Genomic DNA, 26,816 nt, shown 5'->3' with positions numbered 1-26,816 from the left:
CGCATGAGCGAAAAAAAACGCTGCCGAGGCAGCGTTTTTTCTTGAGAGGCGGTCGCTTAGTTGCGCACGACTTTCTTGTACTCGGCGGTACGGGTGTCGATTTCGATGACGTCGTCCTGGTTGACGAACAGCGGCACCTGGATGGTGAACTGCTTCGACTCGATTGCGTTTTCCAGGCGGGCTTCCTTCATCACGTTACCCGAGGTGTTGCCCTTGACGGCCGGCTCGGTGTAGATGATCTGGCGTGCGATGGTGATCGGCAGTTCGACCGAGATGGCCTTGCCGTCGTAGAACACGGCTTCGCATTCCATACCGTCTTTCAGGTAGTTGATGGCGTCGCCCAGGTTCTCTTCTTCGATTTCGTACTGGTTGTACTCTTCGTCCATGAAGACGTACAGCGGATCGGCGAAGTACGAGTAGGTGACCGGCTTCTTGTCCAGCACGACCACGTCGAACTTGTCGTCGCCGCGGAACACGTTTTCCAGCGGGGCGTTGGTCAGAAGATTCTTCATCTTCCACTTGTAGGTGAAGCCCGTGCGGCTCGAGCCGTTGACGTCGGAGCGCAGCACGATGAAAGGCTTGGCATCGACCATGATGATGTTGCCGACACGGATTTCTTTTGCGGGTTTCATAGGAAGTTTTGACTATAAAATGAGTTGCAGTAACCGAGCATCATACCACGATATTTTCCGGCCGCCTATCGAAGCGTCCGGACGAAATTCAGCAGATTGCTCACCAAGTCGCCGTTCGCCAACATCTGCGCTTCCCACTGCTGGGCGCGGCGCACGATCGTCGGCAGTTCGGCTTGCAGGGACGTCCAGAGTGCGTCCATCTGTCCTTCCCGCTCACCGTTCCAGCACAGCGAAAAGTCGATCAGACTCTGCGTATTCACCGCGTACTTTTGCAGGAACGCGCGGAGTTTAACATGATGCAAGTTTTCATCTTGCGGATATATGTGCCAAATGAAGGGCCGGGCCGCCCACTGGGCGCGCACCCAGGAGTCCTCGCCGCGCACGAAGTTCAGGTCGCAGGCCCACAGCAGGCGGTCGTAATCTGTCTGCGGCATGAAGGGAATCACGCGCACCGTCAGCGCGCCGCGGGTGGCGCACGCGCCGGCGTGAGCATCTTTGTTCAAGAAAGCCGCGACCTTTTCGCGCGCCACACCTTCGGGCACCAGGCAGGTCACCGGCTGGCCGCCCTGCTCCCAGGCCTCGAACAGTTCCGTTACCGGCGCATGCGGATAGCAGAACAGGCTCACCTTCAGCGAGCCCATCTCGTTTGGCGTCACGCCGAAGCGGCCGAGGAAAGCGGCCATCGCGGCGGAATCGGCCTGGAAGGCTTCACGTTCGGGCACCAGGTCGCGCTCGCGCAGCAGGCCGCCGGTCTTGTCCGTGAATCCCGGGAAGTAGAAATGCTTGGTCAGCTTCAGGCGCGGATGCATGGACGGCAGGCTGTGGCAGCCTTCGACCCATTCCTCGGCGCTCAAGCCTTCGTAATTGATCCACACCGGACGCGGCTCGCACTGCGCCATCGCCTCGATATAGCCGGGCGGGATGTCGACGCCGAAGAATTCGATCACCACGTCGGGAATGTCGGCGGGCGAAAATTCGCCATCCTGGCCGGCCCAGTGGCGCACCGTGATGCCGCCGATGTCCTGCACGTCGGCCCGCGTATCGACTTGCGGCCAGATACTGCGGAAACTCGCGAGATCGTCGACCCACAAGGTGACGGCGATGCCGTGTTCGGCATGGAACTGGCGGGCGAGGCGCCAGCAGATGCCGATATCGCCGTAGTTGTCGACGACCTTGCAGAAGATTGCGAGGGTACGCGGGAATATTGAAGACATGAAGGTTTGAAAAGAATGAAGCGACCAATAGAAAAACCGGAGCACCTTCCCGCATGCGCGGGCGGTCTGCTCCGGTTTTTATCTTATGGGGTCAGAGCCCGAATTTCTCGGGTGGGCTCTGACTCCGTCTGATCATGGCGTCCCCACGGGGATTCGAACCCCGGTACTCACCGTGAAAGGGTGATGTCCTAGGCCTCTAGACGATGGGGACCTAAAACTTGGTGGAGGTAAGCGGGATCGAACCGCTGACCTCTTGCATGCCATGCAAGCGCTCTCCCAGCTGAGCTATACCCCCCAAAACTACTCAATAAAAGAGCCGCCCAAGGCGGCTCCTGGCAATGCTGGCGTCCCCACGGGGATTCGAACCCCGGTACTCACCGTGAAAGGGTGATGTCCTAGGCCTCTAGACGATGGGGACCTAAAACTGTTTTACTACTTTTACTGCTTCGATGGCGCACTGCTGGGTGTGCATCATCTTCCAATCTTGGCGTCCCCACGGGGATTCGAACCCCGGTACTCACCGTGAAAGGGTGATGTCCTAGGCCTCTAGACGATGGGGACCCTGGACTTCCATTTTTCCTGAAACTTGGTGGAGGTAAGCGGGATCGAACCGCTGACCTCTTGCATGCCATGCAAGCGCTCTCCCAGCTGAGCTATACCCCCGTTTCGGGAAGGCAGTATCATAACATACTGCTTTTACTTCTCACAGCTCTGTTTTCACTTCGCTGCGTTTGCCAGATCTTTCGACCCTGGCGTCCCCACGGGGATTCGAACCCCGGTACTCACCGTGAAAGGGTGATGTCCTAGGCCTCTAGACGATGGGGACCTCGGCACTGCCTTTGCTACTTACTGCACACTTCAGAGTTGGTGGAGGTAAGCGGGATCGAACCGCTGACCTCTTGCATGCCATGCAAGCGCTCTCCCAGCTGAGCTATACCCCCGCAGCGCTGAAGTGCGAGCATTATAGCGGAGGCACTTGCATTTCGCAAATAGCCAACAAGGGTTGTCAGAGACCCTTTTTCACTCGGGTCAGAACGGTCTCGCGGCCGAACAGTTCCAGCACCGCGTCGATGGCCGGAGTCTGCAGCTGGCCGGTGAGCAGCAGGCGCAGGGGCATGGCCAGTTGCGGCATCTTGAGGCCATGCGCCGCCAGCACTTCCTTCATGGCAGCCGAGATCGCAGCCTTGCTCCACTCCACCGTCTCCAGCTTCTCGGCGAACTGTGCCAGCGCCGGGCGCACGGCATCGGTCAGGTGCTGGGCCAGCAGTGCCTCATATTCCACATTCGCTGGATGCGGCGTGCGGAAGAACAGCATCGCCGCATCGGCCAGTTCGTTGATGGTGTTGGTGCGTTCCTTCATCAGGCCCAGTACCGCAGCCAGCGGCGGCGCGCCGTCGAACTGGGCGCCTTCGCGCTCCAGGATCGGACGGGCGAGACCGGCGAGGCGCTCGTTGTCCGCCTGCTTGATATAGTGGTTGTTCAGCCAGGCCAGCTTTTCCGGGTTGAACTGGGCCGCCGACGCGGTCAGGTGCTCGAGGTTGAACCACTCGGTGAACTGCTGCATCGAGAAGATCTCGTCGTCGCCGTGGCTCCAGCCCAGGCGCGCCAGGTAGTTCAGCATCGCTTCCGGCAGGAAGCCCTGCTCCGGATACTGCATCACGCTGACGGCGCCGTGGCGCTTCGACAACTTCTGGCCGTCCGGCCCCAGAATCATTGGAAGGTGGCCGTACTGCGGCAGTTCCGCGCCCAGCGCGCGCAGGATGTTGATCTGGCGCGGGGTGTTGTTCACGTGGTCGTCGCCGCGCAGCACGTGGGTGATCTTCATGTCCCAGTCGTCGACGGCCACGCAGAAGTTATAGGTCGGGGTGCCGTCGCCGCGCGCGATGACGAGGTCGTCGAGTTCCTTGTTGCCGATCGTGATCGGGCCCTTGACCACGTCGTTCCAGGTAACTTCGCCGTCGAGCGGGTTCTTGAAGCGCACCACCGGCTTGACGCCTTCGGGGATGGCCGGCAGGGTCTTGCCCTCTTCCGGACGCCAGGTGCCGTCGTAGCGCGGCTTCTCGCCGGCTGCGCGCATGCGCTCGCGCATCGCCTCGACTTCTTCCGGGGTGCAGTAGCAGAGGTAGGCGGTGCCGGCTTCCAGCATGGATTTGATGACTTCGCGGTAGCGGTCCATGCGCTGCATCTGATAGAAGGGGCCTTCGTCATGCTCCAGGCCCAGCCACTTCATGCCGTCCAGGATCGCCTGCACCGCTTCCGGGGTCGAGCGCTCCAGGTCGGTGTCTTCGATACGCAGGATGAAGGTGCCGCCGAAGTGGCGGGCATAGGCCCACGAATACAGCGCGGTACGGGCGCCGCCGAGGTGGAGATAGCCGGTCGGGCTGGGAGCGAAACGGGTGCGGACGGTCATGGTGGTGAACAGGTTGATTTGCCAAAGGGGCTATTTTACAGCCTTGCCATCGGCCTGTCGTAGATGGGACATTCACTCAGCTTGCATATCAAATAATTACTTTACAGAAATTAAAAAGCTGGCTACCCTTCCTCCTTTGGTCAGCATTTTCATCATTTTTTCCGATCCTGCCTGACATCATCCTCCCATGTCGAACGACCCGAGCACCGCTCCCATCGCGCCCTGGCGCGGCGAATTCCGCGTCGCCGCCACCGAAATCGGCTTCCTGCACCAGCAGTCGGCCGTGATCCTGCGCGACCTGCGCCGCGGCCTGCTGCTGTGCTCCTTGTTCTACCTGGTCTTCGGCGCCGCCGACATCAGTGCCCTCGGCTTCGAACAGGCCATCGTGCCGCTGCTGTCGCGCCTGGCGATCCCCTTCGTGGCGGCCGCCTGCCTGTATTACGCGCGGCGTCCCGATGCGGGCGTGCGCGCACCCCATTACGCGGCCACCGCCTTCACCCTGTGCTGGGCGGCCAGCTATTTCGTCGTCATCGCCTACCGCCCGGCGGACATCCTGCTGCATGGGATGTCGTGGGCGGTGATGGCGATGGTCATCCATGTCCTGATCCCGAACCGCATGCTGATCGCGGCCACGATCTCGATCGCCGCCAGCCTCGCCTTCCTGGCCCTGGCCTGGATCCAGCAGGCGGTCGGCCCGCGGCCGCTCGGTTCGCTGACCATGCTGCTGGTGTGCGCCAATGTATTCGGCGTGACCGTCGCCCAGCGCCATGCGCGCATGTGGCGCGAACAGTTCTGGGCCCAGCAGGTGTTGACGAATCTGTCGATCCGCGATCCGCTGACCGGCTCCTACAACCGGCGCCACCTGAACGCCGGCCTGCTCGACGGCGAAATCGCGCGCGCCCGCCGCTACCGCCTCAGCCTGTCGTTGATCATGTGCGATCTCGACGGCTTCAAGAAGATCAACGACACCCACGGCCACCACGCCGGCGACGAGCTGCTGCGCAGCTTCGCCGCCCTGGCGCAGGCGATGACGCGCGAGTCGATCGACACCGTGGTGCGCTACGGCGGCGAGGAATTCCTGATCATCCTGCCGGAAACGCGCCTGGAGGGCGCCCTCGAACTGGCCGAGCGCGTGCGCGCCGCCTTCGCCGCCCAGCGCATCGAGCTGGAAGGCGGGCTGAGCCTGGGCACCACGGCCAGCTTCGGGGTGGTCGGCGCAGACTTCGGCGGCGGCCATGCGGTCACGCCGCAAGGCATGATCGCGCTGGCCGACCAGCTGATGTACGAGGCCAAGCATGCGGGGCGCAACCTGGTGAAGGCGCGCCAGCTGGGGCAGCGGATCGAGAAGGTGGAGCGGGTGGCGTAAGCGGCGCGGGCGATGGATGTAGGCAGGGTGGGCACGCCGTGCCCACGCGAAAGCCGGCATCGTCCGAACCCTGAACGTGGGCTCGGAGAGCCCACCCTACGCGGTGCGGATGAGCCTGATGGGCTGCTGCTGCTGCTGCTGCTGCTGCTGCGCCCGCGCCCGCAACTGCCCGCAGCCGCCATCGACGTCCTGCCCGGCCGAATCGCGCAGCTTGGTGAGGATGCCGCGCTCGAACAGCCAGGCCGCGATGGCCTCCGCCTTGTCCCAGCTTGGCCGCCTGAAGGGCAGGCCTTCGTTGGCGTTATACGGAATCATGTTCAGCACGGCATACTTGCCGCGCAATAGCTCGACGACGGCATCCAGCTCGTCCTGGCCGTCGTTCACGCCCTCCAGCAAGGTCCACTGGTACTGGATCGGGTAGCCGGTCAGGCGCGCATAACGCTCGCCCTCCGCCACCAGCGCCGATGGCGTCAGGCGCGGCGCGCGCGGCAGCAGGCGTTCGCGCAGTTCGGCCTTGGTCGTGTGCAGCGACAGGGCCAGCGCCGGCTTCACCCGCCCCGAGGGCAGGCGCTCGAATACGCGCGGGTCGCCGACGGTCGAGAACACCAGGTTCTTGTGCGCGATATTTCCTTCCACGCCCAGCAGCTCGATCGCTTCCATCACATTGTCGAGATTGTGGGCCGGCTCGCCCATGCCCATGAACACGACCTTCTTCACGGGCCGCCGGCGGCGCGCCAGCACCACCTGGGCGACGATCTCGCCGCTCGTCACCTGCCGGACCAGGCCGCCCTGCCCCGTCATGCAGAACCGGCAGCCGACCGCGCAGCCGACCTGGCTCGACACGCAGACGCCGTCGCGCGGCAGCAGCACCGATTCCACCGTCTGGCCGTCCTGCAGGCCGACCAGCAGGCGGGCGGAGCCGTCCTCGGCCGGATGGGTGCCAAGGACGCGGGCGAGGCCGTCGAGTTCGGCGTCGATGGCGGGCAGGGCTTCGCGTACCGCTTTCGGCAGGAAGTCCATGGGACGGCGGCGGCCATGGTCGTGGCCGGCGTTGCGGACCCAGTCGCGCAGGATGCGGTCTTCGTGGAGCGGGAGGGCGCCGAGGGCGCGCAGGCGGGTGCGGAGGGAGTCGATGCGCATATTGCCGGCCCGTCGCCCCGCCTCCGCGGGGACGACGGTATTTACTTAGTCGTTCTTGACCACGATAGTCGGAAACTTGGCAGTCATGTCCTTCGCCTTCTCCGCCACCTTCACCGCCACCTTGCGCGCGATCTGTTTATAGATCGCGGCCACCGGGCCGTCCGGCTCGGCCACCACGGTCGGGGTGCCGGAATCGGCCTGTTCGCGGATCGACAGCTGCAGCGGCAGGCGGCCCAGGAAGTCGACGCCGAAGTCGGCGCACATCTTCTCGCCGCCGCCTTCGCCGAAGATGGCCTCGTGGTGGCCGCAGTTCGAGCAGATGTGCATGCTCATGTTTTCCACCACGCCGAGGATCGGGATGCCGACCTTCTCGAACATCTTCAGGCCCTTGCGCGCATCCAGCAGGGCGATGTCCTGCGGGGTGGTGACGATCACGGCGCCCGTCACCGGCACTTTCTGCGACAGGGTCAGCTGGATGTCGCCGGTGCCCGGCGGCATGTCGACGACCAGGTAGTCGAGCTCGCGCCAGTTGGTCTGCTCCAGCAGCTGCTGCAGGGCCTGGGTGACCATCGGGCCGCGCCAGACCATGGGCTCGTCCGGATCGATCAGGAAGCCGATCGACGACACCTGCACGCCATGGTTCTCGAGCGGCTCCATGGTCTTGCCGTCCAGGCTTTGCGGGCGGCCGTTAATGCCCAGCATGGTCGGCTGCGAGGGACCGTAGATGTCGGCATCCAGCACGCCGACGCTGGCGCCTTCGGCAGCCAGGGCCAGGGCCAGGTTGACGGCCGTGGTCGACTTGCCGACGCCGCCCTTGCCCGAGGCGACGGCGATGATGTTCTTCACGTTCGGCATCACCTTCAGGCCGCGCTGCACGGTGTGCGAAATGATCTTGCTGGTGACGTTGACGCTGACGTTCTGCACGCCCGGCAGCTTGCGCACGGCGTCGATGACGGCGCTGCGAACCAGAGCGAACTGGCTCTTGGCCGGGTAGCCGAGTTCGATGTCGAGGGCGACGTTGCCGCCGTCGACCTGGACGTTCTTGACCGAGCGGGTGCTGACGTAGTCTTTATTGGTATTCGGGTCGACGACCGCCGCCAGGGCGGCCTTGACGTCTTCTGCAGTGGTGCTCATGGGGTTCTCCGGATGTGATGCGCAAGTTTATCGTAAATTGGCCTACCGACTCTTGTTCAAGTGGCAAACGGCCTGATTACCCACTGCGCGTTCAGGGTCATCCGCTGGTAAAATGCTTTTTTTCACCTATCAACCTCCCTTTTCGACCATGACACGCAAGCTGTTCGTCACCACCGCCCTGCCCTACGCCAACGCCGCCTTCCACATCGGCCACATGATGGAATACATCCAGGCCGACATCTGGGTCCGCTTCCAGCGAATGCAGAAGGACGACGGCCAGCAGCGTACCGTGCACTTCGTCGGCGCCGACGACACCCACGGCACCCCGATCATGATCGCCGCCGAGAAGGAAGGCGTGACGCCGCAGGAATTCGTGGCCCGCATCGCCGCCGGCCGCGCCCAGTACCTGGACGGCTTCCACATCGCCTTCGACAACTGGTATTCGACCGACTCGCCGGAAAACGTCGAGCTGTCGCAGGACATCTACCGCAAGCTGCGCGATGCCGGCCTCATCTATACCAAGACCGTCGACCGCTTCTACGACCCGACCAAGGGCATGTTCCTCGCCGACCGCAACATCAAGGGCGAGTGCCCGGTCTGCCACGCCAAGGACCAGTACGGCGACAACTGCGAAGTCTGCGGCGCCGCCTACCAGCCGACCGAACTGATCAATCCGTACTCGGTGTTCACCGGCTCGACCCCGGTCCTGAAGCCGTCCGAGCAGTACTTCTTCAAGCTGTCCGATCCGCGCTGCTTCCAGTTCCTGAAGGAGTGGCTGAACACCCCGGGCCGCCTGCAGCCGGAGATGGTGAATAAAGTGTCCGAGTGGCTGGGCGAGAACGGCGAGAAGCTGGCCGACTGGGATATTTCCCGCGACGCGCCCTATTTCGGCATCCCGATTCCGGATGCGCCGGGCAAGTTCTTCTACGTCTGGCTGGACGCGCCGGTCGGCTACCTGGCTTCGCTGAAGAATTACTTCGAGAAGAAAGGCATCGACTACGAAGCCTTCCTGCGCGACCCGTCGATCGAACAGGTCCACTTCATCGGCAAGGACATCGTCTCCTTCCACCTGCTGTTCTGGCCGGCCATGCTGAATTTCTCCGGCCACCCGGTCATCGACAAGCTGAAGGTCAATGTCCACGGCCACCTGACCGTGAATAACGAAAAGATGTCGAAGTCGCGCGGCACCGGCATCTCGCCGCTGCGCTACCTCGAACTGAAGATGAATCCGGAGTGGCTGCGCTACTACCTGGCATTCAAGCTGAACAGCAAGGTCGAAGACCTGGACTTCACCGGCGAAGACTTCGTCGCCCGCGTGAACAGCGACCTGATCGGCAAGTACGTGAACATCGCCAGCCGCTGCGCCGGCTTCATCGCCAAGAAGTTCGACGGCAAGCTGGCATCGGAACTGTCCGACACCGCGAAGCAGTGGATCGCCCGCGCCCTGAACGGCGAAGACGGCGAGCGCCAGGCAGCGATTGCCGCCAGCTACGAAGCGCGCGAGTTCGGCCGTGCGCTGCGCGAGATCATGGCCATCGCCGACGTCGCCAACCAGTTCGTCGACGAGAACAAGCCCTGGATCCTGGCCAAGGACGAGAGCAAGACCGCCGAGCTGCACGATGTCTGCACCACCGCCCTGATCCTGTTCCGCCAGCTGAGCATCATGCTGTCGCCGGTACTGCCTTTCGTCGCCTCGCGGGTCCAGGAATTCCTGGGCGACGCCGCCTTCTCCTGGGACGATACCAAGGGCGAGAACGTGTGGAACTCGATGCTGGGCCGCACCATCGGCGCCTACAGCCACCTGATGCAGCGCGTGGACGCCAAGATGGTCGAGGACCTGTTCGACAAGCCGGGCGTCGCTACGCCGGGCGTCGCTACGCCGGCCGTGGCCGCGCCGGCCGTGGCCGCGCCGGCCGCCGCCGTCGAAGCTGCCGCGCCGGCAGCGGAAGCCGGCGATGTCGAAGAGCTGGCGCCGGAAATCTCGATCGACGATTTCACCAAGATCGACCTGCGCGTGGCGAAGATCGTCAATTGTGAGCACGTCGAAGGTTCGAGCAAGCTGTTGCGCCTCACTCTGGACGTGGGCGAAGGCCGTTACCGTAATGTCTTCTCGGGCATCAAGTCGGCTTACCAGCCCGAGCAGCTGATCGGCAAGCTGACCGTGATGGTCGCCAACCTGGCGCCGCGCAAGATGAAGTTCGGCGTCTCGGAAGGCATGGTGCTGTGTGCGTCGGCCAAGGATGAGAAGGCGAATCCGGGCCTGTACCTGCTGGAGCCGGTGTCCGGCGCCCAGCCGGGAATGCGTATTCGTTGACTTGGCAGAAAGCTATTAATTTCAGCGCAGCAGTGGCAGTATAATGCGGCGTTTTGAAAAATAACCGGGCGCATCCGTGCCGCCCCGTCCTTCTTATTTTTGAGTGGTAACGAATAATATGACCGAATACAAAGCCCTGCGACACATCCCGCAAGCGAACCTGTTCCGTCAAGGCGACGTCTTCGTCCTGTTCGGCGAGCTGTTCGGCCGTGGCTACGCGAACGGCCTGGTCGACGAGGCGCGCAAGGCCGGCATGACGATCCTGGGCGTCACCGTGGGCCGCCGCAACGACGACGGCAGCCTGCGCGCCCTGACGGCGGAAGAGCATGCGGAAGCGGAAGCCAAGCTGGGCGGCCGCATCATCAATGTGCCGCTGATGGCCGGTTTCGACATGGACGCACCGGCGGGCGAACAGAACCCGACCGAGATGCTGTCCGGCATTACCCTCAAGAGCTGGCAGGACGACAAGCTGGACTGGGACAAGATCGAGCTGTGCCGCCAGGCCGGCGTGGCCCGCTTCACCAGCTCGGCCAAGGAAGCCATGCTTGAAATCGACAAGCTGATCCCGGACGGCGCCAATGTGTTCTTCGCGCACACGATGGCCGGCGGCATTCCGCGCATCAAGGCCTTCCTGGCGATCGCCAACCGCATCTACAAAGGCCGCGGCGAACGCTTCATGTCCTCGCGCGCCCTGCTCGACAGCGACCTGGGCAAGCTGATCCTGATGAACTTCGACGAAGTCTCGGCCAATACGCTCAAGTACCTGATCGACGCCTCGGCCCCGATCCGCGAGCGCATCACCGCGAAAGGCGGCGAAGTGCGCTACACCGCCTACGGCTATCACGGCACCGAAGTCCTGATCGGCGGCGAATACAAATGGCAGACCTACACCAACTACACCCAGGGCTACGCCAAGATGCGCCTGGAGTCGATCGCCGAAGCGGCCTGGAAACAGGGCGTCTACGCGACAGTGTTCAACTGCCCGGAAATCCGCACCAATTCCTCCGACATCTTCGTCGGCGTCGAACTGTCGCTGTTCCCGCTGCTGACCGCGCTCAAGAAAGAAGGAGGCGGCGCCTGGGCCCAGCAACAGTGGGATATCTGCCAGGGCCTGCTGAACGACGGCGAGTCGGTGCAAGGCATCCTCGACAAGCTGGAGTCCTATCTGCAGACCGAGACCAGCGCCGGCTTCCGCAACTTCGAAGCCTGGCCGATGGACAACAGCCCCGAGCTGGCCGAGCTGATGATCGGTACCTCGGACGAGATCACCTCCCTGCACCAGGACAAGAAAGCGCTGGTCACCGACCACCTGTCCTCGCTGGTGGTGGAAGGCACCGGTCCGCTGATGTTCCACGGCGCGGCCGAGAAGATCGCGCCGGTGCTGTGGCTCAACCACGACATCATCGCCCGCCAGCTGAACGAAGAGCACAAGTAATTCGCTGCAGCGCGGTAAAATCGAACGTTTGTACCTTTTTTAGAGTCTAAAGAGCGCCATGGGCCTGTTCACGAAACACTCGAATTACGAATCCGACCACACCAAGTTCATCAAGGAACTGAAAGAGAAAACCCCGGGCATGGACGAGCGCCAGGTCGCCGGCCGCGCCCTGCTGTGGGACAAGTCGCCGCTGTCGCTGGACGAACAGCGCCGCGCCAACGAGTCGCGCCTCCGCCAGCAGGCTTACCCCTACCAGACCAAGGTCTGAGTTCCGGCGGCTGGCTGACGGCATAGGCTGACGACGATGGCGCCCGAGCAGGCTGCCGACGCCCCTGCACCGGATCAGGGCGCCATCGCGGACCAGGCTGCAGATGCCGGCCAGGACGACAAGCTGAACGCGGCGGCCGATGCCGCCGAGGCCGCCATCGCCCGCCTCTACGGCGAGCCGCTGCTGCGCCTGCCCAACGACCTGTACATCCCGCCCGACGCCCTCGAGGTCTTCCTCGACGCCTTCGAAGGTCCGCTCGACCTGCTGCTGTACCTGATCCGCAAGCAGAACTTCAACATCCTCGACATCCCGATGGCGCAGGTGACCCTGCAATACCTGGAATACGTCGAGCAGATCCGCAAGCACAACCTGGAACTGGCGGCCGAGTACCTGCTGATGGCAGCCATGCTCATCGAGATCAAGTCGCGCATGCTGCTGCCCAAGCGCCAGGAGGACCTGATCGAGGATGTCGGCGACCCGCGCGCGGAACTGGTGCGGCGCCTGCTGGAATACGAGCAGATCAAGCTGGCGGCCCAGCAGATCGGCGCCCTGCCCCAATACGAGCGCGACTTCCAGCGGCCTTCGCTGCCGGTCGAGCAAGGGCTGGCGCCGGTATGGCCGCATGTCGACGCCACCGACCTGCAGCGCGCCTGGATGGACGTGCTGCGCCGCGCCAAGCTGACCCAGCATCACCGGATCGGCCGCGAGGAACTCTCGGTGCGCGAGCACATGTCGGCGATCCTGCGTACACTCCAGTCCCAGCGCTTCGTCGAATTCTCGGAGCTGTTCGCGGGACACGCCAGCGTGCCGGTGGTGGTCGTGCACTTCGTCGCCATGCTCGAGCTGGCCAAGGAAACCCTGATCGAAATTACCCAGGCCGAACCATTCGCGCCCATTTATGTTCGGCTGGCTTATTCGCCGGCCTGAGCCTTATTACGACACCATGAAAATCATTTCCACCATCGACGAACTGCGCGACCAGCTGCGCGGCCAACTGCGCACCGCCTTCGTCCCGACCATGGGCAACCTGCACGAGGGCCACCTGTCGCTGATGCGCCTGGCGCGCCGTCACGGCGACCCCGTGGTCGCCTCGATCTTCGTCAACCGCCTGCAGTTCGGTCCGAACGAGGACTTCGACAAATACCCGCGCACCTTCCAGGCCGACGTCGAGAAGCTGGAGAAGGAAGGCGTGTACGTGCTGTTCGCGCCGACCGAGAAGGACCTGTATCCGGAGCCGCAGGAATACCGCGTGCTGCCGCCTAACGACCTGGGCAATATTCTCGAAGGCGAGTTCCGCCCCGCGATGTTCCCGGGCGTGTGCACGGTGGTCACCAAGCTGTTCTCTTGCGTGCAGCCACGCGTGGCCGTGTTCGGCAAGAAGGACTACCAGCAGCTCATGATCATCCGTAACATGGCGCGCCAACTCGCGATGCCGACCGAGATCATCGGCGCCGAGACTTTCCGTGCCGAAGACGGCCTGGCACTGTCCTCGCGCAACGGCTACCTCTCGAGTGAAGAACGGGCCGAGGCGCCCTTCCTCTACCAGACCCTGAACTACGTTGCCGAGCAGACCCGCGCCGGCCACGCCGACCTGGACGCTCTGGAACAGGACGCGATGAACCGCCTGGCGGCGCGCGGCTGGAAGCCGGACTATGTCTCGATCCGCAAGCGCATGAACCTGCAGGCACCAAGCCGCGAGGAATACCTTGCCGGTGAACAACTTGTCGTCCTGACCGCCGCCAAGCTGGGCAATACCCGCCTGATCGATAATCTGGAAATTTGAACCACGCTACTTTCTTTATTGAAATTTCCCTGTAGAGTATGGCAACTCGATTTGCTAGAATCTACAGGAGTATTCAAGGAGTGGTTTCGTGACCGATATGTCCATCACGCAGATCCGCAAGGGTCCGCCCAAGCTGACCGACGCCGTCCAGCGCATTGCGCCCGGTGCGCCCGCGCACACGATGAGCGACGCCTTCCAGATCTTCGACAGCCTGTCGACCCTGGCCCAGACCGGCGAAGCCATCACCATCTATCGGCCGGGCGCGGACCATGTGATGGCGCGCATCGATGCCGTCGATCCGGACCGCCGCTCCTTCATCCTCGAACTGGTCGAGGACAGCGTCCTCGCCGCGGGCAAGGCGGTCTTCGTCGCCGCCATGGGCGGCAACGCCAAGATCCAGTTCGAGCTCGACGCCAACTGGAGCATCGTGGCGGGCCGCGGCCAGTCGGTCGAGCTGCCGCTGCCGGAAAGCTGCCTGGTGCAGAACCGCCGCGCCGAAGCGCGCCTGGAAAGCCCGTTGGGCGGCAGCTACGGCGCCCGCTTCACTTACCTGGGCAAGGTGTTCGAACTGCCGCTGTACGACTTCTCGTCCGGCGGCGTGGGCTTGCGCGCAACGCTCGACCAGGCTTACGAACTCTATGTCGGCCAGAAGCTGGAAGGCGTCGAGCTGGAACTGGGCCCGTCGCTGGCGATCACGGCCGACCTCGAGGTCCGCCTGCTGCGCCCGTTCCGCACCTTCCTGCTGGGCGAGCAGGTGCAGATCGGGTGCCGGATTTCGAATATCACCATGCAGATGAAGCAGCGCCTGGAGCGGGCGGTGAGCAAGGTGCAGATGAAGCGGTAAAGTTTTGCCGGATGGCAAAACTTTACCCGCCGCTCCTGCTTTCGCGGGAATCCTTGGCTTGCTTACGTAGTAACGCTCTGCGCCCAAGCCAGCGCACTCAGATGCGCCTTGTTCACATCCAGCGGACTGATCTCCAGCGAGGCCGCCATCGACGCCACCAGGTTCGAATTCAGCTCGCAGGCCTCGGCCAGCGCCAGGTAGGGCCCGTACACGCCGCCGCGCGTCAGCAGCGCGCGCACCACTTCCTCCGGCAGCTGGATCGTATCCAGCACTTCCTTCATCGGCAGGCCCAGCAGGCGGTCCAGCAGCGAGAACATGCCCGCCACGAACAGGTATTCGCTCTCGGCGCGCGGCAGGAATTTCTGGCCCAGCAGTTCGCACAGGCGGGCGCGCACCACGGCGGTTTCCATCAGCACCGGCGAATAGCCGCTCGAGCTGGCGGTGGCCAGCAGCAGCACCAGCCAGCGGTACAGCGGTGCATAGCCCAGCATGGCAATGGCCTGGCGCAGCGACTCGACCTGGCGGCCGGCGCCGAAACCGGCGGAGTTGATGAAGCGCAGCAGCTTGTAGATCAGGGCCGGGTCGCGCTTGAGCACGGCCTCGATCTTCGGCACGTCCTCGTTGTTCTGCACCATCTGCATCAGTTGCAGGATGATGGCCTGGGCCGGGTTCATGCCCTTCACGTTGCCGCCCTCGCGCGGGGTCAGGTGCAGCTTGCCGACGAAGGCGTCCAGGCCCAGCGCCGCGCAGGCGTCGAAGTCGGCCCAGGTGGCGACCGGACGGCCCACCATGCGCAGGGTCGACTGCTTGACGGCGGCATAGGTGCGCGCCTGCGTCGCCACGTCGGCGCCGCTGAAGCGCACTTCGGCGTAGGAAGCGATGATGGACAGGTTGCGGCCCAGCAGGTCGAGGTTGGCGCCGCGCAGCGAGATGCCGACGCCGCCGGCGCGCAGGGCCTGCACGGCGGCGCGGGTATCGACGTTGGCGAGGTCGCGTACGCTCAGGGACAGCACGGTGCGCTCGGGCGGCAGCGCGTGCAGGGCGTCGGTCGACAGCATGGCCGGGACGGCGTCGAGGAACAGCAGTTTGTCGCGCAGCAGCCAGCCGTTTTCCTCGTCGACCAGCTGTTCGGCCACGAAGCCGACCAGCGACTCGAGATCGTCGGCGCCCACTTCCCTTCCGCTCTGCTGCTGCCAGCAGAGTTCGTAACCAATTACGCGCTGCTTGGGATCAAGCAAAGGTTCACGGACGATGAAGTTGGTTTGATGCATTGTAGATTAGCGCCGAGGTGAAACAGGGCGATGCGCCGTCCGCTGGCGCATCGGGATGGAAGCCTAGAAGCCGAGACTGTCGAGCAGGTCGTCGACCTGGCCCTGGTCGGCGACGACTTCGGTATTACCTTCCGGCTTGATCTGCGGGCCGTTGAGCAGGCTGTTGTCGAACTCGCGCTTGACCTCGGCCGGCGCGAAATCGACCAGCACTTGCACCAGCTGCTTTTCGAGGTTCTGGGCGATGCCGGTGATGCGCTTGATCACCTGGCCGGTCAGGTCCTGGAAGTCCTGGGCCATCATGATGTCCATCAGGTGGCCCTTGGTGGCGCTGGCGGCGCTACGCGATGCGGCCAGGCTGGCGACGGTCTTCTCGGCCAATGCGCGCCATTCCGCGCTGCCCTCGCCGCTGTCCAGCAGCGATTGCCACGAACGGCCGAGTTCCACGGCCGCGGCGTCGATGCCGTCCTGCAGGGGGCCGGCGGCGTCGGTGGCGTCCAGCACGCGCTTGGCAGCCTGTTCCGACAGGCGGGCCACGTAATCGAGACGGTCGCGCGCATCCGGGATGTCGCTGGCGGCTTTTTCGATCAGCTTGTCCAGGCCCAGCCCGCGCAGGCTCTCGTGCAGCGCGCGGGTCATGTGCCCGATCCGGCTCAGGACCTCGTCGTGCGAGCCTGAATCGGCCGTCTGCTCAGTCATTTCAGGCCTTTCCCATCTTTTCGAAAATCTTGTTCAGCTTTTCGTCCAGCGTCGCCGCGGTGAAAGGCTTCACCACATAGCCGTTGGCGCCGGCCTGGGCGGCCGCGATGATGTTTTCCTTCTTGGCTTCGGCGGTGACCATCAGCACCGGCAGGCTGGCCAGGGCGGGATCGGCACGGATGTTCTGCAGCATGGTCAGGCCGTCCATGTTCGGCATGTTCCAGTCCGACACCACGAAGTCGAATTGCTCGCTGCGCAGCTTGGCCAGTCCCTGGACGCCGTCTTCGGCTTCGTCAACGTTGGCGTAACCCAGTTCCTTCAGCAGATTCTTCACGATGCGCCGCATCGTCGAAAAATCGTCAACAACTAAAAAACGCATCTTTGGATCAGCCATGAATTACTCCGTTGTTACTTTATCTGTATGTGTTGGTTGGACTTCGACACTGCGAAAGCAGGCCTAAGCATAGCATTTTTGTTGCTCTACGGCGATAAAACCGAGGGTTAAGACGCTCGCGCGGATCAAACGCGCAACGCCCGGCCGCCATGCGCGGCCAGATGACCCAGCACCATGCCCGGCAAGGCTGCCAGGGCGCCCACTTCATGGGCGGCGCCGATGGCGATCGCCTCGCGCGGCATGCCGAACACGACGCAGGAAGCCTCGTCCTGGGCGAAGTTGTAGGCGCCGGCCTGCTTCATTTCCAGCATGCCTTGGGCGCCGTCCTTGCCCATGCCGGTCAGGATCACCCCGACCGCATTCTTGCCCGCCGCCTGGGCGGCCGAGCGGAACAGCACGTCCACCGAAGGACGGTGGCGGTTGACCGGGTCGGTCTGCTCGATTTTGGTCATGTAGTTCGCGCCCGAACGGGACAACAGCAAATGGGAGTGGCCCGGAGCAATATAAGCATGGCCGGGCAGCACGCGCTCGTTGCCCTGGGCTTCGCTGACGCTGATGCGGCACAGCGAGTCCAGGCGCCTGGCGAAGGAACTGGTGAAACCTTCCGGCATGTGCTGGGCGATCAGGATGCCCGGGCAGTCGGACGGCATCTGCATCAGGAATTCGCGGATCGCCTCGGTGCCGCCGGTGGAGGCGCCGATGATGATCAGTTTTTCCGACGAGGTCAGCGGGCTGCGCAGCTGCGGCAGCGGCGCACCCGGCGCTGGCGCATGCAGGGTGCGCGGCTTGATGCGGGCGCGCGCGGCGCCGCGGATCTTGTCGGCGATGAGTTCCGTGTACTCGCGCATCCCGGTCTGGATCGAGATCTTCGGCTTGGTCACGAAGTCCACCGCGCCCAGCTCCAGCGCGCGCATGGTGATCTCGGAACCGCGCTCGGTCAGCGAGGACACCATCAGCACCGGCATCGGGCGCAGGCGCATCAGCTTTTCGAGGAAGTCGAGGCCGTCCATCTTCGGCATCTCGACGTCGAGCGTGAGGACGTCGGGATTGACCCGCTTGATCAGCTCGCGCGCGACCAGCGGATCGGGGGCCACCCCGACCACTTCCATGTCGGGCTGGGAATTGACGATCTCGGTCATCACGCTGCGGATCAGGGCCGAGTCGTCGACGATCGCGACCTTGATCTTGTTCGTGGAGTTCATGTGGGGCCCTTTCGTCAGAACAGGTCGATCTCGCCGCCGACCGGCGCGACCTTGAGGCGGCTGGCGTAATCGAGCTCGCGCTTCGCCAGCGTATCGTTATGGGTTTGCATCAGCTTCTTGACCAGCACCTTGCCGGTGCGCGGGAAGAAGTACACCTTGCGCGGGTAGATGTCGTTCAGGTCTTCGGCCAGCACCGGGATCCGCTCGGTCTTCAGGAACTGCATCACGAAGGCGGCATTGCGCTCGCCGACGTTCATGGCCGAGAAGCCGCGCAGCACGGCGCCGCCGCCGAAGACCTTGGCTTCCAGGTGCTCGCGCCGCGCCCCGGCCTTCAGCAGGTCGTTGATCAGCACTTCCATCGCATAGGTCCCGTAGCGCATCGAGGCCGACACCGGGTTGCCGGGGTCGCCGCCGTCCGGCAGCATGAAATGGTTCATGCCGCCCAGGCCCCTGACGCGGTCGCGGATGCAGGCCGAGACGCAGGAGCCCAGCACCGTCACGATCAGCATCTCCTTCGCGGTGTAGTAGTACTCGCCGGGCAGGATCTTGGCGGCGTCGCAGTCGAAGGTACGGTCGTAGTAGACGTTGGTGGCGAATTGGCTGTTCGTATCCATGATAGGTACCGGAGTGAAGCGACGGTCAGCCGTGGCTCAGTTCATACACCGTCTTGCCGCGCAGGCGCAGCGAGTCGGACACATACAGGAAGTTCTCCGAGTGCCCGGCGAACAGCAGGGCGTCCGGCTTCATCAGGGGCACGAAGCGCGACAGGATCTTGCGCTGGGTGGCCTTGTCGAAGTAGATCATCACGTTGCGGCAGAAGATCGCGTCGAACGGTCCCTTCAGGTCCCAGCCGTCGGCCAGCAGGTTGAGCTGGCGGAAGCTGACCAGCTGGCGCAGCTCTGGGCGCACCCGCACCAGGCCCTCCTGGGCGCCCTTCCCCTTCAGGAAGAAGCGGCGCAGGCGCGCGGCCTCGAGCTTCTCGACCCGTTCGATCGGATAGACGCCGGCGCCGGCGGTGGCCAGCACGTTGGTGTCGATGTCGGTGGCGATGATCGACACCGGCGGCGTGAGCGTGTCGAAGGCCTCGCACAGCGTCATCGCGATCGAGTACGGCTCTTCGCCGGTGGAGCTGGCCGAACACCAGATCGTCAGCGGCCCGCCATGCTTGCGGCGCGCCTGGAGCGCGTGCTCGGCCAGCAGCGGGAAGTGATGGGCCTCGCGGAAGAACGAGGTCAGGTTGGTGGTCAGCGCATTCGTGAAGCTTTCCCACTCATGCGGCATCTTCCCGGCTTCGAGGCCGTCGAGGTAGCGCGAGAAGGACTCGAGGCCGGTTGCGCGCAGGCGGCGCGCAAGCCGGCTGTAGACCATCTCCTGCTTGCTGTCGGCCAGCGAAATGCCGGCGCGCTGGTAGATCAGGCCGCGCACGCGCTCGAAGTCGGCGCGCGTGAACTCGAATTCCTTGCCTGTTTCCTGCTTGGTATGAAGCGGCACGTTATTACCTTTGGATCTGTAAAGACGAAGCTGTCCCTGCGCCGCGAATCCGGTAGCCGGCGGTCCTCAGGCTGCCATCTTGTCGATCAGGCCCATCTCGCTGGACGACATCAGGCGGTCGATGTCGATCAGGATCAGCATGCGCTCGTCGACGGTGCCGAGGCCCATCAGGTAGTCGGAATTGAAGGCGGTGCCCATTTCCGGCGCCGGCTTGATCTGCTCCGGCGTCAGGGTGGTGACGTCCGACACGCTGTCCACGACCATGCCCATGATGCGGCCGCCGATGTTCAGGATGATCACGACGGTGAACTGGTCGTAGGTCGGGGTGCCGAGGTTGAACTTGATGCGCATGTCCACCACCGGAATGATGATGCCACGCAGGTTGATCACGCCCTTGATGAATTCGGGAGCGTTGGCGATGCGGGTCACGGCTTCGTAGCCGCGGATCTCCTGCACTTTCAGGATGTCGATGCCGTATTCCTCGGAGCCGAGGGTGAAGGCGAGATATTCGCTGCCGCTGCCGTCGCGTGCGTCGGCCGGTTTGGTGGTCGGTTGAGTGGACATGTCGGTTCCTAGGTTCAGAGAGTTTTTATAAAACGACGGTATCGTCCGTCAGCTGACGCGACGAGCGCAGCAGCGCCGCCACGTCCAGGATCAGCGCCACGCCGCCATCGCCGAGGATGGTGGCGCCGGAGATCCCGGCCACCTTGCGGTAGTTGGATTCGAGGTTCTTCACCACGACCTGCTGCTGGCCGACCAGTTCGTCGACGAACAGCGCGGCCTTGCGGCCTTCGGTCTCGAGGATCACCAGGATGCCTTCGGCAGGATCGGTGAAGCGCGGCGCGATGCTGAACATCTGGTGCAGCGGAATCAGCGGCAGGTATTCGCCGCGCACCTTGACCACCCTGCCCTGGCCGGCGATTTCCTTGACGTCGCTTCGGGCCGGCTGCAGGGACTCGACCACGAAGCCGAGCGGCAGGATGTAGATCTCGTCGCCGCAGCGGATCGACATGCCGTCCAGGATCGCCAGCGTCAGCGGCAGCGAGATCAGGATGGTGGTGCCGAAGCCCTTTGCCGAGCGGATGTCGATGGTGCCGCCCATCTGGGTGATGTTGCGCTTGACGACGTCCATGCCGACCCCGCGGCCGGAGACGTCGGTGACGATTTCCGCGGTCGAGAAGCCCGGCGCGAAGATCAGCTGCCAGACCTCGGCGTCGGTCATGTTGTCCGAGACCGCCAGGCCGTTCTCCTTCGCCTTGGCCAGGATCCGCTCGCGATTCAGGCCGCCGCCGTCGTCGGCCACCTCGATCACGATATTGCCGCCCTGGTGGGCGGCGGACAGGAACAGGCGGCCCGACTCCGATTTGCCGGCGGTCACGCGGGCGGCCGGCATCTCGATGCCGTGGTCGATCGAGTTGCGCACCAGGTGGGTCAGCGGATCGACGATGCGCTCGATCAGGCCCTTGTCCAGTTCCGTGGCGGCGCCGTTGGTGATGAAGTCGACCTTCTTGCCCAGCTTCGAGGCGAGGTCGCGCACCATGCGCGGGAAGCGCGAGAACACGAAGTCCATCGGCATCATGCGGATCGACATCACCGCTTCCTGCAGGTCGCGGGTATTGCGGGTCAGCTGCGACACCGACTGCAGCAGGCGCTGGTGGATCATCGGATCGAGGTCGTCGCTGCGCTGCTCGATCATGGCCTGGGTGATCACCAGTTCGCCGACCAGGTTGATCAACTGGTCGACCTTCTCGATCGAGACCCGGATCGAGCTCGATTCGGCGTGCGCGTGGGCGGCGTCGGCGGCCTTCTTGGCGGCCTTCTTCTCGGCGGCCGCCTCGATCGTCTCCGGCGCTTCCTGGCGGATCTGCACGGCGGCCGGCGGCGGCGCTTCGGCGACGATGCCGGCTTCGCGGCGGATCTGTTCGATCGGCTGGAAGAAGCCGTAGCCGCGCTCGTCGTCGGACTGCTCGACCTGCGGCGCATCGACCGGATCGGAGGGATCGAAGAAACCGTAGCCCTGCTCGTCCTCGATGCGGGCGCGTTCAAGGGCTTCGATGGCGCGCTGCTCGGGCGTCAGCGGCGGCGCCTCGAAGATCTTCAGGTCCTCGGGATTCAGCACGAACGAGCAGATCGCGACGATGTCGTCGAGGGACTCGTGGGTCATGATGATCAGGGCGCTGCGGCCGCCGGCCAGCGGCGTCACCGAGACGCGGCCCAGCAGGCCGAGTTCGTCGACCAGGGCGTCGACGTCGCGCTTCGGAATCTCCGGCAGCTCGATCTTGTAGCGGTGCGCGCCTTCGCGCACTTCCTGCTTCTGCTCGGCGTGCAGGAAGGACGGCACGGTCGGCTGGTGGCCCGGCACGATGACGCCTTCGGACAGCTCGTGCAGCATCATGCGCACGTTGGCGACGGCTTCCTGGTCGACGAAGGCGCCGTTGCGGTGGCCGTCGAGCTGCATCTTGAGGATGTCCTTGGCGGCCAGGAAGGCGTCGAGGTGCTGGCTGGTGAGCGCCATCTCGCCCTTGCGGATGCGGTCCAGCAGCGACTCCAGCACGTGGGTCACTTCGCTCATGTCGTTCAGGCCGAAGGTCGAGGCCCCGCCCTTGATCGAGTGAGCGGTGCGGAAGATCGCGTTCAGGTCTTCCGCGTCCGGCGCGGCGATATCGACGGCCAGCAGCAGACGCTCCTTCTCGGCGAGGAGTTCTTCCGCCTCGTCGAAAAAGACCTGGTAGAACTGGCTGATGTCGATGGTCATGATTGTCGCTTATCGCTTATCGCTTGTCGCTGATCGGCTTAGCCGATGACTTTCTTGACCACCTCGATCAGGCGCTGCGGATCGAAAGGCTTGACCAGCCAGCCGTTGGCGCCGGCGGCGCGGCCCTTCGATTTCATCTCGTCCGACGATTCGGTGGTGAGCATCAGGATCGGCACCTTCTGGTAGGTCGGCAGCGCGCGCAGCGACTTGATCAGCGTGAGGCCGTCCATCTTCGGCATGTTCTGGTCGGTCAGGACCAGGTCCACGGTCTGCTGCTTCGCCTTGTCGAGGCCATCCTGGCCGTCGACCGCCTCCACCACCTGGTAGCCGGCGGCCTTCAGGCTGAACGCGACCATCTGGCGCAGGGAACTGGAATCGTCAACCGCAAGAATCGTTTTTGCCATTTTTCGTATGCTCCAAGGGGAGGGGTCAGGGCCCGGTTCTTCTTTTAAAAAGGGCTCTGACCCCGAATTTCATAGTTATCGTTCGTTTAGCCAGATGTAGTCAGAACAGCTCGACGTCGCCACTCTCCAGATGCCGCTGCTCCACCGACTTCCTCAGCATGCTGCGCAGCTCCAGCGACTGGATCGCCAGCGCCATGCTGACCTTGCCCAGGCGCTCGACGATTTCCTCGCTGTGGCTGTCGGGCGCGATGTCGGCGCCGTGCTCGCCGAGCGTGGTCAGGAATTCGCGCAGGCCGGACACACGGCGCAGCGTACGGTCGAGCAGCTGGCTGGTCATGTCCTGGAACTGCATGCTGGTGATCGCCGAGTTCACGTGCTGGCCGATCTCGCCCGACATGCCGGTCAGCTTCTCGCTTTCCTCGGCCGACGGGGCTTCGCCGGCCAGCAGGCGGTTGATGCTCTGCTGGCGTGCGTCGACCGCCTGGTGGATCGCCATGAAGCTGGAGGTGAGCTTGTCGACGGCTTCCTCGAGCAGCAGCGTGGTCTGCACCAGGTCGGTCTCGACCTCGTTCAGGTGGCGCCGGCCATGGTCGGACACGCCCGACAGCAGGCGCTTCACGTGTGACCCTAAAATCTTTTTTCTTGTCATTGAGTCCTCCAGTACACTCCGCGCCTTACTTCGCTGCCTGTGCCGGAGCCGCCAGTCCGCCACCGGTCGCAGTCGCGACCGCCTTGACCGCAGCGTCGGCGTCGTCCGGAACGTCCAGCGAATTGCCGCCGTTGCCGCCGTTGCGCAGCACCGATTCCTCGGTGCGCTTGTTCATCACCAGGATGCTGATGCGGCGGTTGACCGGGTTGAACGGATCCTTGGGATCGAGATGGTTGGCGGCCGCCAGGCCGACCACGCGCAGCACCTTGGACTCGGCCAGGCCGCCGCGCACCAGTTCGCGGCGCGAGGCATTGGCACGGTCGGCCGACAGCTCCCAGTTGCTATAGCCCGACTCGGTCTGGTAGGGCGTGGAATCGGTGTGGCCCGACAGGCTGAGACGGTTGGGCACGTCGTTCAGTACCAGCGCCAGCACGTCGAGGATGTCGCGGGTGTAGGGCTGCAGCTCGGCCTTGGCGCTCTCGAACATCGGGCGGTTCTTTTCGTCCACGATCTGGATCCGCAAGCCTTCGCTGGTGACGTCGAGCAGCAGCTGGTTCTTGTATTTCTTCAGGACCGGATTGGCGTCGATGGTCGACTGGATGCGCTCCTTCAGCTTCTGCAGCTTGGTCGATTCCTCGTGTTCCAGCGCGGCGCGCGCGGCCTTCAGGTCATAGGTCTTCTTGTCGGCTTCGACCTCGCCCTTCTTGACCTGGCCGTTACGGCGCGTCAGGTCCTGGCCGCCGCCCTGCAGGATCGACGCGCTGTCGCCGCTGCCCGAGCCGCCCTGCATGGCGACCTTCAGCGGGGTCTTGAAATAGTTGGCGATGCCTTCCATGTCGCCCTTGGTGGTCGAGCCGAGCAGCCACATGAGCAGGAAGAAGGCCATCATCGCCGTCACGAAGTCGGCGTACGCGATCTTCCAGGCGCCGCCGTGGTGTCCGTGGCCGCCCTTCTTGATCTTCTTGACGATGATTGGCCGCTGGCCTTCGTCTGCCATTACTTGCTCTTCGCTTTCTTGATGTGGTCTTCGAGCTCGGCGAAGGTCGGACGCTCGGTCGAGTACAGGACCTTGCGGCCGAATTCAACCGCCAGTGCCGGCGCATAGCCATTCAGGCTGGCCAGCAGGGTCACCTTCACGGTCTGGAACATCTTGGTGGATTCCTCCAGCTTCTGTTCCAGCAGGCTGGCCAGCGGGCCGACGAAGCCGTAGGCCAGCAGGATACCGAGGAAGGTGCCGACCAGCGCGTGCGCGATCAGCATGCCCAGCTCCGCCGGCGGCGCGCCGACCGATTCCATGGTGTGCACCACCCCCATCACCGCGGCCACGATACCGAAAGCCGGCAGGCCGTCGCCAAGCTTGGCGATGCACTGGGCCGGCACGTGGCCCTCATGATGGTGGGTCTCGATCTCGTTGTCCATCAGGTTCTCGATCTGGAAGGCGTCCATGTTGCCGGAAACCATCAGGCGCAGGTAATCGGTGATGAATTCGACGATATGGTGGTCGGCCAGCACCATCGGATACTTCGAGAACACCGGGCTCTGCTCCGGGGTCTCGATATCGCCTTCGATCGACATCAAGCCCTCCTTGCGGACCTTGGACAGCACGTCGAACATCAGCGACATCAGCTCCATGTACATTTCGCGCGTGTACTTCGAGCCCTTGAACAGGGTCGGGATCGCCTGCATGGTGGCCTTCACCGCCTTTGGCGTATTGCCGACGAAAAAAGCGCCGATGGCGGCGCCGGCGATCATCAGCACTTCGAGCGGCTGCATGAGTGCAGCCACGTGGCCGCCGTTCAGCACGAAACCGCCGATCACGGACGCGATGACGACGATGTAACCGATAATGACAAACACGGGACTCCCGATCTGTGATGCCGGGGACGTGCCCGGTTGAAATATTTACGTAGGGAACTAGATTAGCTTGAGAATGGACTACGGGCAAGTAAAAGTGCCGGGAATGTGGCTCAAAAGTGCCAAATGTAAAGAATTTTCCTGCTATCGCCAGTTACAAGGCGCTGGTCGGGCTCGCGCCCGGCGATAGAAAATTCGTAACTGATAAGTACACTGCCCGGACGCATCTCGGCAGCCGCCTTGCGCCACAAGGCATCCATGGCGGCCGGCGACAGGTAGGCGAACACCACGTCGAAATTGCCGAAATTGAGCTTTTCGTAATCGCCGCGCAGGAAACGCGCCCCGCTTCCCGCCAGCCTGGCGCGCAGGCTGCTGGCCAGCCAGGGCAAGGGCGCGAGCTCGATGCCGCTGACGTCGCACGCGGGGCGGCGGCGCGCCAGGTCCAGCACCAGGCCGCCGAGGCCGCTGCCGATATCGACGATCCGCAGCGTCCGGCCGGCCGGCAACTGCGCGGCAACCGTCTCCCAGACCCGGCGTCCGGACGGGTAGTACGGCACCTGGGTGCGGAAGGTTGACCAATAGAGAAGGAGCAGGAACAGGAACACGGCCAGGAAGGCCGCTGGTGGCAGGGCCAGCGCGTCGGCACCCTGCCGCGCCAGCAGCAGGGCCGGCGGAAACAGGAACTGGATGGCGCGCCACCAGCTCGCCAGCCCGGYGCGCCAGGACAAGAGCGCCGCCCAGGCGCCCTGGACCAGGGCCACGCCGAACAGGGATTGCGGCATGCCCGCCCGCGCCAGCAGCCACACCGTGGCCAGCATCAGGGGGAAGGCAAGGATTTGCAGCAGCAGCGCGCGGATGGCAGGGGCGCGCCGGATCCGGCGCGGGGCGGCGGCGCTCACCGGGCGAAACGGATCAGGCGGCGGCGAGCGCGGCGGCGTCCCTGGCCTTGCGGGTCTTGCCGGCGCGCGAAGGCATGTGGCACAGGCCGCACTGGTAATCGTTGTTCAGGTCGAGGGCGTTGACCACGTACTTGCCCTTGCATTTCGAGCAAGGTGCCAGCACCAGCATGCCGCCCTGGAAGAAGCGCACCAGGGTCCAGGCGCGGGTCAGCGACAGCAGCGGCTCTTCGCCCGGCTCCGGCGGCATCTGTTCCAGGTAGAGCTTGTAGGCCTTCATCACGGCCTGGACGCCGGTGGCGCCCGCGTGGTCGACCAGGAATTTGTAGATATTGATGTACAGCGAGGAGTGGATGTTCGGCTGCCAGGTCAGGAACCAGTCGGTCGAGAACGGCAGCATGCCCTTCGGCGGCGACACGCCCTTCAGTTCCTTGTACAGCTTGAGCAGCCGCTCGCGCGACAGCGAGACTTCGCTTTCCAGCAGCTGCAGGCGGGCGCCGAGCTGGATCAGTTCGATGGCCAGCTGGATTTCCTGGGCTTCCGAGACTACGCTTTTTTTGCTCATGACTTACTCACTCCAACACTGACTGACCTGACTGGCGGTGGCTTTAAATCGGGGTCAGAGCCCCAAAAAAGCAAGTTCGGGCTCTGACCCCAGCGCTAA

Annotated in this window: 26 protein-coding genes and 7 tRNA genes; 7 read left to right on the top strand and 26 right to left on the bottom strand. The window is 63.9% G+C overall.

Annotated features, from left to right (window positions below; translation table 11 throughout):
- Window positions 1-56 precede the first annotated feature (56 nt).
- The 10 genes from AC1DOQ_RS21650 to gltX all read right to left on the bottom strand — a co-directional run bounded on the left by AC1DOQ_RS21650 (window position 57) and on the right by gltX (window position 4,256).
- On the bottom strand, window positions 57-632 hold the full coding sequence (locus AC1DOQ_RS21650; RefSeq protein ID WP_442124428.1) for an elongation factor P: 576 nt from the start codon (window positions 630-632) through the stop codon (window positions 57-59).
- Window positions 633-697: 65 nt separating this feature from the next.
- Window positions 698-1,846, bottom strand: coding sequence for an elongation factor P maturation arginine rhamnosyltransferase EarP (gene earP, locus AC1DOQ_RS21645; RefSeq protein WP_477368994.1), 1,149 nt, complete (start codon window positions 1,844-1,846; stop codon window positions 698-700).
- Window positions 1,847-1,981: 135 nt separating this feature from the next.
- A tRNA-Glu gene (locus AC1DOQ_RS21640) sits at window positions 1,982-2,057 on the bottom strand.
- A gap of 8 nt (window positions 2,058-2,065) precedes the next feature.
- Window positions 2,066-2,141, bottom strand: a tRNA-Ala gene (locus tag AC1DOQ_RS21635).
- Between the two features lie 47 nt (window positions 2,142-2,188).
- Window positions 2,189-2,264: transfer RNA gene (locus AC1DOQ_RS21630), tRNA-Glu, on the bottom strand.
- 67 nt (window positions 2,265-2,331) lie between these two features.
- Window positions 2,332-2,407 (bottom strand) — tRNA-Glu (locus AC1DOQ_RS21625).
- A 26-nt stretch (window positions 2,408-2,433) separates the two neighbouring features.
- Window positions 2,434-2,509: transfer RNA gene (locus tag AC1DOQ_RS21620), tRNA-Ala, on the bottom strand.
- An 87-nt stretch (window positions 2,510-2,596) separates the two neighbouring features.
- Window positions 2,597-2,672: transfer RNA gene (locus AC1DOQ_RS21615), tRNA-Glu, on the bottom strand.
- Window positions 2,673-2,711: 39 nt separating this feature from the next.
- A tRNA-Ala gene (locus AC1DOQ_RS21610) sits at window positions 2,712-2,787 on the bottom strand.
- A gap of 65 nt (window positions 2,788-2,852) precedes the next feature.
- Complete coding sequence (gltX, locus tag AC1DOQ_RS21605; RefSeq protein ID WP_477368992.1) at window positions 2,853-4,256, bottom strand: glutamate--tRNA ligase; 1,404 nt, start codon at window positions 4,254-4,256, stop codon at window positions 2,853-2,855.
- 187 nt (window positions 4,257-4,443) lie between these two features.
- On the opposite strand from gltX, the gene AC1DOQ_RS21600 reads away from it, so the two are divergent.
- Complete coding sequence (locus tag AC1DOQ_RS21600) at window positions 4,444-5,622, top strand: GGDEF domain-containing protein (RefSeq protein WP_477368990.1); 1,179 nt, start codon at window positions 4,444-4,446, stop codon at window positions 5,620-5,622.
- 96 nt (window positions 5,623-5,718) lie between these two features.
- Here AC1DOQ_RS21600 and AC1DOQ_RS21595 read toward each other — a convergent pair whose 3' ends face one another.
- Both AC1DOQ_RS21595 and apbC read right to left on the bottom strand, forming a co-directional pair.
- Window positions 5,719-6,762 carry an RNA methyltransferase gene (locus AC1DOQ_RS21595; RefSeq protein WP_477368988.1) on the bottom strand — a complete coding sequence of 348 codons (1,044 nt, stop codon included), beginning with the start codon at window positions 6,760-6,762 and terminating at the stop codon, window positions 5,719-5,721.
- A gap of 45 nt (window positions 6,763-6,807) precedes the next feature.
- Entirely contained in the window at window positions 6,808-7,896 is a 1,089-nt protein-coding gene (apbC, locus tag AC1DOQ_RS21590) for an iron-sulfur cluster carrier protein ApbC (protein ID WP_477368986.1), read from the bottom strand.
- Between the two features lie 148 nt (window positions 7,897-8,044).
- Here apbC and metG point away from each other — a divergent pair, with 148 nt between their 5' ends.
- The 6 genes from metG (at window position 8,045) to AC1DOQ_RS21560 (ending at window position 14,540) form a co-directional block, all read left to right on the top strand.
- Window positions 8,045-10,210: a methionine--tRNA ligase gene (metG, locus tag AC1DOQ_RS21585; RefSeq protein ID WP_477368984.1), complete on the top strand. Its 2,166-nt coding sequence runs from the start codon at window positions 8,045-8,047 to the stop codon at window positions 10,208-10,210.
- 118 nt (window positions 10,211-10,328) lie between these two features.
- On the top strand, window positions 10,329-11,645 hold the full coding sequence (locus tag AC1DOQ_RS21580) for an enoyl ACP reductase FabMG family protein (RefSeq protein WP_477368982.1): 1,317 nt from the start codon (window positions 10,329-10,331) through the stop codon (window positions 11,643-11,645).
- A gap of 58 nt (window positions 11,646-11,703) precedes the next feature.
- On the top strand, window positions 11,704-11,913 hold the full coding sequence (locus AC1DOQ_RS21575) for a DUF3460 family protein (protein WP_477368979.1): 210 nt from the start codon (window positions 11,704-11,706) through the stop codon (window positions 11,911-11,913).
- 36 nt (window positions 11,914-11,949) lie between these two features.
- The gene (locus tag AC1DOQ_RS21570; RefSeq protein ID WP_477368977.1) at window positions 11,950-12,840 is read left to right on the top strand and encodes a segregation and condensation protein A; all 891 of its coding nucleotides are present in this window, start codon (window positions 11,950-11,952) and stop codon (window positions 12,838-12,840) included.
- A gap of 16 nt (window positions 12,841-12,856) precedes the next feature.
- On the top strand, window positions 12,857-13,696 hold the full coding sequence (panC, locus tag AC1DOQ_RS21565; protein WP_477368975.1) for a pantoate--beta-alanine ligase: 840 nt from the start codon (window positions 12,857-12,859) through the stop codon (window positions 13,694-13,696).
- A gap of 97 nt (window positions 13,697-13,793) precedes the next feature.
- Window positions 13,794-14,540 (top strand): flagellar brake protein, encoded by a 747-nt coding sequence (locus AC1DOQ_RS21560; protein WP_477369094.1) that lies wholly within the window; start codon window positions 13,794-13,796, stop codon window positions 14,538-14,540.
- 62 nt (window positions 14,541-14,602) lie between these two features.
- On the opposite strand, the gene AC1DOQ_RS21555 is transcribed toward AC1DOQ_RS21560, so the two are convergent.
- The 14 genes from AC1DOQ_RS21555 to flhC form a co-directional block, all read right to left on the bottom strand.
- A complete protein-coding gene (locus AC1DOQ_RS21555; RefSeq protein ID WP_477368974.1) occupies window positions 14,603-15,811 on the bottom strand; it encodes an EAL and HDOD domain-containing protein in 1,209 nt (402 codons plus the stop codon).
- 63 nt (window positions 15,812-15,874) lie between these two features.
- On the bottom strand, window positions 15,875-16,507 hold the full coding sequence (cheZ, locus tag AC1DOQ_RS21550; protein WP_477368973.1) for a protein phosphatase CheZ: 633 nt from the start codon (window positions 16,505-16,507) through the stop codon (window positions 15,875-15,877).
- Between the two features lies 1 nt (window position 16,508).
- Complete coding sequence (gene cheY / locus AC1DOQ_RS21545) at window positions 16,509-16,901, bottom strand: chemotaxis response regulator CheY (protein ID WP_442124442.1); 393 nt, start codon at window positions 16,899-16,901, stop codon at window positions 16,509-16,511.
- Window positions 16,902-17,026: 125 nt separating this feature from the next.
- The gene (locus tag AC1DOQ_RS21540; protein ID WP_477368972.1) at window positions 17,027-18,103 is read right to left on the bottom strand and encodes a protein-glutamate methylesterase/protein-glutamine glutaminase; all 1,077 of its coding nucleotides are present in this window, start codon (window positions 18,101-18,103) and stop codon (window positions 17,027-17,029) included.
- A 14-nt stretch (window positions 18,104-18,117) separates the two neighbouring features.
- The gene (cheD, locus tag AC1DOQ_RS21535) at window positions 18,118-18,717 is read right to left on the bottom strand and encodes a chemoreceptor glutamine deamidase CheD (protein ID WP_477368971.1); all 600 of its coding nucleotides are present in this window, start codon (window positions 18,715-18,717) and stop codon (window positions 18,118-18,120) included.
- Between the two features lie 25 nt (window positions 18,718-18,742).
- Entirely contained in the window at window positions 18,743-19,594 is an 852-nt protein-coding gene (locus tag AC1DOQ_RS21530) for a CheR family methyltransferase (RefSeq protein WP_477368969.1), read from the bottom strand.
- 66 nt (window positions 19,595-19,660) lie between these two features.
- The gene (locus AC1DOQ_RS21525) at window positions 19,661-20,158 is read right to left on the bottom strand and encodes a chemotaxis protein CheW (protein ID WP_477368967.1); all 498 of its coding nucleotides are present in this window, start codon (window positions 20,156-20,158) and stop codon (window positions 19,661-19,663) included.
- A gap of 25 nt (window positions 20,159-20,183) precedes the next feature.
- Window positions 20,184-22,349, bottom strand: coding sequence for a chemotaxis protein CheA (cheA, locus tag AC1DOQ_RS21520; protein ID WP_477368965.1), 2,166 nt, complete (start codon window positions 22,347-22,349; stop codon window positions 20,184-20,186).
- Between the two features lie 38 nt (window positions 22,350-22,387).
- Window positions 22,388-22,753, bottom strand: a complete 366-nt coding sequence (locus AC1DOQ_RS21515) for a response regulator (RefSeq protein ID WP_442124448.1) — start codon at window positions 22,751-22,753, stop codon at window positions 22,388-22,390.
- 100 nt (window positions 22,754-22,853) lie between these two features.
- Window positions 22,854-23,402: a chemotaxis protein gene (locus AC1DOQ_RS21510; RefSeq protein WP_477327501.1), complete on the bottom strand. Its 549-nt coding sequence runs from the start codon at window positions 23,400-23,402 to the stop codon at window positions 22,854-22,856.
- Between the two features lie 25 nt (window positions 23,403-23,427).
- Window positions 23,428-24,399: a flagellar motor protein MotB gene (gene motB / locus AC1DOQ_RS21505; protein ID WP_477368963.1), complete on the bottom strand. Its 972-nt coding sequence runs from the start codon at window positions 24,397-24,399 to the stop codon at window positions 23,428-23,430.
- Window positions 24,399-25,259, bottom strand: a complete 861-nt coding sequence (gene motA, locus AC1DOQ_RS21500; protein ID WP_477368961.1) for a flagellar motor stator protein MotA — start codon at window positions 25,257-25,259, stop codon at window positions 24,399-24,401. The genes motB and motA overlap by 1 nt, the downstream gene beginning before the upstream one ends.
- 110 nt (window positions 25,260-25,369) lie before the next feature.
- Window positions 25,370-26,155, bottom strand: a complete 786-nt coding sequence (locus tag AC1DOQ_RS21495; RefSeq protein ID WP_477368959.1) for a class I SAM-dependent methyltransferase — start codon at window positions 26,153-26,155, stop codon at window positions 25,370-25,372.
- A gap of 13 nt (window positions 26,156-26,168) precedes the next feature.
- Entirely contained in the window at window positions 26,169-26,717 is a 549-nt protein-coding gene (gene flhC, locus AC1DOQ_RS21490) for a flagellar transcriptional regulator FlhC (RefSeq protein WP_477368957.1), read from the bottom strand.
- Window positions 26,718-26,816: the final 99 nt, after the last annotated feature.

It is taken from the genome of Massilia sp. 01N417 (assembly GCF_056399645.1).
The sequence above is the reverse complement of the archived record's forward strand: the minus strand, read 5'-3'. Positions and strand labels throughout refer to the sequence as shown.

Excerpts from the sequence above, each read along its gene's own strand:
- AC1DOQ_RS21580 (WP_477368982.1), top strand. The coding sequence starts at position 10,329 with ATGACCGAATACAAAGCCCTGCGACACATCCCGCAAGCGAACCTGTTC.
- AC1DOQ_RS21555 (WP_477368974.1), bottom strand. The coding sequence starts at position 15,811 with ATGCATCAAACCAACTTCATCGTCCGTGAACCTTTGCTTGATCCCAAG.
- cheY (WP_442124442.1), bottom strand. The coding sequence starts at position 16,901 with ATGGCTGATCCAAAGATGCGTTTTTTAGTTGTTGACGATTTTTCGACG.
- AC1DOQ_RS21560 (WP_477369094.1), top strand. The coding sequence starts at position 13,794 with ATGTCCATCACGCAGATCCGCAAGGGTCCGCCCAAGCTGACCGACGCC.
- cheD (WP_477368971.1), bottom strand. The coding sequence starts at position 18,717 with ATGGATACGAACAGCCAATTCGCCACCAACGTCTACTACGACCGTACC.
- gltX (WP_477368992.1), bottom strand. The coding sequence starts at position 4,256 with ATGACCGTCCGCACCCGTTTCGCTCCCAGCCCGACCGGCTATCTCCAC.
- earP (WP_477368994.1), bottom strand. The coding sequence starts at position 1,846 with ATGTCTTCAATATTCCCGCGTACCCTCGCAATCTTCTGCAAGGTCGTC.
- panC (WP_477368975.1), top strand. The coding sequence starts at position 12,857 with ATGAAAATCATTTCCACCATCGACGAACTGCGCGACCAGCTGCGCGGC.
- AC1DOQ_RS21650 (WP_442124428.1), bottom strand. The coding sequence starts at position 632 with ATGAAACCCGCAAAAGAAATCCGTGTCGGCAACATCATCATGGTCGAT.
- apbC (WP_477368986.1), bottom strand. The coding sequence starts at position 7,896 with ATGAGCACCACTGCAGAAGACGTCAAGGCCGCCCTGGCGGCGGTCGTC.
- metG (WP_477368984.1), top strand. The coding sequence starts at position 8,045 with ATGACACGCAAGCTGTTCGTCACCACCGCCCTGCCCTACGCCAACGCC.
- AC1DOQ_RS21570 (WP_477368977.1), top strand. The coding sequence starts at position 11,950 with ATGGCGCCCGAGCAGGCTGCCGACGCCCCTGCACCGGATCAGGGCGCC.
- AC1DOQ_RS21595 (WP_477368988.1), bottom strand. The coding sequence starts at position 6,762 with ATGCGCATCGACTCCCTCCGCACCCGCCTGCGCGCCCTCGGCGCCCTC.
- cheZ (WP_477368973.1), bottom strand. The coding sequence starts at position 16,507 with ATGACTGAGCAGACGGCCGATTCAGGCTCGCACGACGAGGTCCTGAGC.
- AC1DOQ_RS21525 (WP_477368967.1), bottom strand. The coding sequence starts at position 20,158 with ATGTCCACTCAACCGACCACCAAACCGGCCGACGCACGCGACGGCAGC.
- flhC (WP_477368957.1), bottom strand. The coding sequence starts at position 26,717 with ATGAGCAAAAAAAGCGTAGTCTCGGAAGCCCAGGAAATCCAGCTGGCC.
- AC1DOQ_RS21575 (WP_477368979.1), top strand. The coding sequence starts at position 11,704 with ATGGGCCTGTTCACGAAACACTCGAATTACGAATCCGACCACACCAAG.
- motB (WP_477368963.1), bottom strand. The coding sequence starts at position 24,399 with ATGGCAGACGAAGGCCAGCGGCCAATCATCGTCAAGAAGATCAAGAAG.
- AC1DOQ_RS21515 (WP_442124448.1), bottom strand. The coding sequence starts at position 22,753 with ATGGCAAAAACGATTCTTGCGGTTGACGATTCCAGTTCCCTGCGCCAG.
- AC1DOQ_RS21540 (WP_477368972.1), bottom strand. The coding sequence starts at position 18,103 with ATGAACTCCACGAACAAGATCAAGGTCGCGATCGTCGACGACTCGGCC.
- AC1DOQ_RS21510 (WP_477327501.1), bottom strand. The coding sequence starts at position 23,402 with ATGACAAGAAAAAAGATTTTAGGGTCACACGTGAAGCGCCTGCTGTCG.
- AC1DOQ_RS21600 (WP_477368990.1), top strand. The coding sequence starts at position 4,444 with ATGTCGAACGACCCGAGCACCGCTCCCATCGCGCCCTGGCGCGGCGAA.
- cheA (WP_477368965.1), bottom strand. The coding sequence starts at position 22,349 with ATGACCATCGACATCAGCCAGTTCTACCAGGTCTTTTTCGACGAGGCG.